Annotated in this window: 2 protein-coding genes; both read right to left on the bottom strand. The window is 62.9% G+C overall.

The genetic code is table 11. The annotated features are described in order from the left end of the window. Nucleotides 1-251: 251 nt before the first annotated feature. Nucleotides 252-3,347: a TonB-dependent receptor gene (locus ACXJKR_RS26595; protein WP_457325371.1), complete on the bottom strand. Its 3,096-nt coding sequence runs from the start codon at nucleotides 3,345-3,347 to the stop codon at nucleotides 252-254. 141 nt (nucleotides 3,348-3,488) lie between these two features. Next, nucleotides 3,489-3,943, bottom strand: a 455-nt coding sequence (locus tag ACXJKR_RS26600) for a hypothetical protein (protein WP_457325372.1), incomplete at its 5' end; no start/stop codon positions are given.

The following is a 3,943-nucleotide window of genomic DNA, read 5'->3' on the forward strand; positions in this document are numbered from 1 at the left end:
GGCGCGGCCCTTCAGCCCGGTGACCAGCGCCGCGGCCACCATCCAGCCGGCGCTGCCACCGCCCACGACGACGATGCGATCAACTTTCTGCGTCATAGAAACCCTGCGAAGTTCTTGGGCGCCTTGAACGACCTGCGCCGACGTCAATCATTGCCATCTCTGGCCATGCGCGGCGCCGATCCACACGAGTGGGCATGCCGCCCGGACAGCCCGTCCGGGCGGCATGCAGTGACGCCGCGTCAGGGACCGCGTCAGAACTCGTAACGTGCGCTCAGCGAGTAGCTGCGGCCAGGGTAGAACCACGCACGTCCCATCACGCCGATGTGCTGCTGCTGCGTCTGGCGGACGATGACGTTGTTCAGGTTCGTCACGTTGAGGGACACGCCGAGCGCGTCGGTGACCCTGTAGTTGACGCCGGCGTCCCACTGGCCGAAAGCCTCCTGCCATACCGGCAGGCCCCAGCCCACATCCCGGGCACCTGGGCGCGACGGGTCCGCGCTCGTCGCGTCGTCGCCGCGCGTGCCATTGGCATCCGCCGCCTGCAGGATGCGGCTGTGCCAGTTGTAGGCCAGCCGCGCCGACAGCGGACCGCGGTCATACATCAGCACGAAGTTGGCCGCGTTCTTGGCCATGTAGGGCAGCGGCAGATCAGTGAACGGCAGGCCGTTCGTGTCGCAGCCGAACAGGTGCAGCGTGCCATTCGTCGTCGCTCTGCCTGCATCGCAGTAGGGGTTGTAGATCTGCTTGTACAGGCTTTGCTTGGCATCGATGTAGGTGTAGTTGACCGACACGCCGATGCCCTTGGCCCACTCCGGCAGCACGCCKTCCAGGAASGSSAGCTTGTCCAGGTAGGTCATGCCCGCAACYTCCAGRCCGCTGACCTTGGCTTTGCCCACGTTGTCCGGCCCGGTGATCGCGAAGAGCTGCGGAGTGCCGGTGTTGGTGTTGTAGGCACGGCTGTAGACGCTGTTCATGATGACGTCCTTGACATCYTTATGGAACACCGTGCCCGTGATGGACTGGCCGTCGCGCGGGTACCACTCCAGCGCCAGGTCGTAGCTGTTGGCCGTGATCGGCTTGAGCTTGACGTTGCCGGTGTTCTCTCCGGTGTAGGTGAGCGTCCCTTTCTGCTCGTCGTAGTTCTGGAACAGCTTGATGTACTCACCCAGCTGGTTGAAGCCAGGTCGGTTCATGCTCTGGGCCATTGCCAGGCGCGCCTGCAACCTGTCGGTGAAGTTCATCTTCAGATTGAGCGACGGCAGCACCTTGAAGAACTCGTTCTGCACGTCGATCGGTTGATTGATCTGGTCGAAGTGCGGCAGGTGCGGCGGCGTATTCGAGTCGTATTTGCGATCGAAAACTGTGTAGCCGTGCGAGACGTCGTGGGTCAGCACGGCGCGCACGCCGACATTGCCTTCGATCGGGAACTTCAAGTCGTCGAAGCCAAAGCGCAGCGTGGCATAGACGGCATCGGTCTGTTCGCTGTGCGTGCTGGTTTTGGACGGGTCGTTGTCGTAAACCAGCTCCTTGAAGTTCTGATAGTCCTTCTTCAAGTCGCATTCCACGCCTGGGTACTGCGCCTTGGCGTCCAGGCATTGCTGGTAGCGGTAGTCGTTGAGCAACTTGCCGTATGTGTTCGGATAGTCGCGCACGGCACTGACCGTCGGCATGACGATGTTCGGCAGCGAGCCCGCCTTGCCCCCGTAGAAGCTGCCGAAGTTGAACACTTCGACCGGGACGGTTTGGTACTTCGCATCTTTCAGGTACGCGAAGCTTGGGCGCCGCCCCCCCTGGCCGTTGTCTGGGGGATATTGACCGGGTACGACGTTCTGCTTGACGTCCCAGGGTTCGGCAATGGAACTCCACCCATTGCCCGTGGGTTCGTAGCGGCGCGCCACGCGGTAGGTGGCTCTCACGCCGACACGGATGTCACGCAGGATGGGGTTGTCCTCGAAACGGTATCGCGCGTCTGCCTTCCATGCGTACAAGTCGCCGTCGGCCTTGCTGGCGCTCGGCATGATCAGGTTCCAGTAATAGTGTTTCGGATCGGCCAGGAAATCCGTGGCGGCCTGGTCGAACTCGAGGCGCAACGGGCCCTTTCCTGACACGTCGATGCCCATGCTTGGCGCGAAAGTGCCCAACTGCAGGTTGCGGCCGACCGAATCGTTCTTCGCGTGAACCCACTGGACGTCGTTCTGCAGCAGCCAGTTGTCGTTGACGGCCCACTTGAAGTTCCACGCCAGTTCACCGGTCTTCGAGGTGGTCTGGTTCCAGCCGCGCGTGATCTGCAAGCCCAGGCCGCCAGCCTCGAAGTCGTTCGCCCCGGGCCCGGTCGGATAGGTGTACTTGCCCGAGAGCAGCACATTGTTGGCGTCGTACTTCGCTGTCGCGGGGTCGATCTTCGACTTGTACGCGTTCTCGATACCGGTGTAGAAGCCCTGCTCGCTGCCCGTCTCCCGTGTGCCCGACACGAAATAAGTCAGCGACGAGTCCATGCCGTCCTTCTTCCACTGCAGCGCGCCGTAGAAGCCGGCGCGTTCGTTGTCGCCGGTGTTGTTGCGGAACGAGGCCGATTTCGGCGCCCACGCCACCTTGCCCTCGATCAGGTCGGTACGGGGGTAGTAGGCGTCCAGTTGGAGGCTCTCGTTCTGGAAGCTGGTGTGGTTGTAGGACACATCCAGCAGCACGCCCACACGGCCGATGTCCGTATTCCACTGCGTGGTGTACAGCCCCGACAGGCTGGGCGAATTCTTGCCYGAGCGCTGCACGTAGTTGTTGCCCGCCGACATGTAGGCCTTGGTCACCTTGTAGTCAAAGGGCAAGGCCGTGCGCAGGTTCACYGTGCCGCTGACGCCGCCTTCGATGATYTCGCTGGAGGGGTTCTTGTAGACGTCCACGCCGGCCATCAGCTCWGGCGGGATGTCRCCCCAGCTCAGCTCGCGGCCCGGCCAMCCGGCMGAGAAYGACTCGCGGCCATTCAGCASCGAMGARCCCCAGCTSAGGCCSCGCACGCTGATGCCCGAGCCYTCGACGGAGAAGTGCTCCGGGTCGCCGCGCGACTTGTTGCGGTCGATGACGACGCCSACGACGCGCTGCAGCACTTCSGTGATCGACTTGTCCGGCAGCTTGCCGGCCTCTTCSGCGACGACCGAGTCGACGATTTCCTCGGCGTTYTGCTTGATCTTCTGYGCCGACTGCAGCGCTGCGCGCTGMCCGGTGAYGACRACGGTTTCCAGGTTTGCCGGCTTTTCAGCCGCCGACTGYGCCAGYGCGGCGCTGCCGACGGTCAGCAGCATCATGTGGACCATGCCGCGATGGATGGCCGTGGTGCGGAATTGTTTTTTCATGGTGTCTCCGTATTCCTTCGATGAGTCGGCGGCAGCGCGCCCGTGTGGGCGGCTTCGCCTTCTCGGCATCGGATGCCGTGGCACTTGCCCGATCAACACGGGAGACCGGCCACCGGCACGCGACGCCGCGCGCGAACTGGGTTATTGGAAGTAGATGAGGCCCTTGAGGGTCAAGTCGGAGGCAGTGATGCCGTCGGTCTTGTTGTCCAAGTTGATGTCCATCAGCCAGAAGCGCGTGCGCACCACGGTGGAGGACTTCAGCAGCGTCGCAGCCGAGGCACGCGAGGCCGCAAGCTTGTCCAGGGCTGCCTTGAACGCGRCTTCGTTGACGGGGGCGCCCGTGCTGTCATACGGATTCGGCAGCTTGCGCACATCGTCGTCCAGCGAAGCCTTGGTGATGTCCGGCAGGCCGCACGACTCAGTGACCGCAAAGTTGTCCAGAGGCACGGCGTAGCTGACCATCCCCGCCTTCGGGACCCACACCAAGGTGCTCAGAGCGACGTTGCAATTGTTTTTATTGCTCTTGCCCAGATCCAGGTGCACGACGATGGGCTTCGCAGCCGCGAAGAGCTCGGCATTGACGCCCAGGGTGAAGT

The sequence above is a fragment of the Roseateles sp. P5_E11 genome, assembly GCF_054049355.1.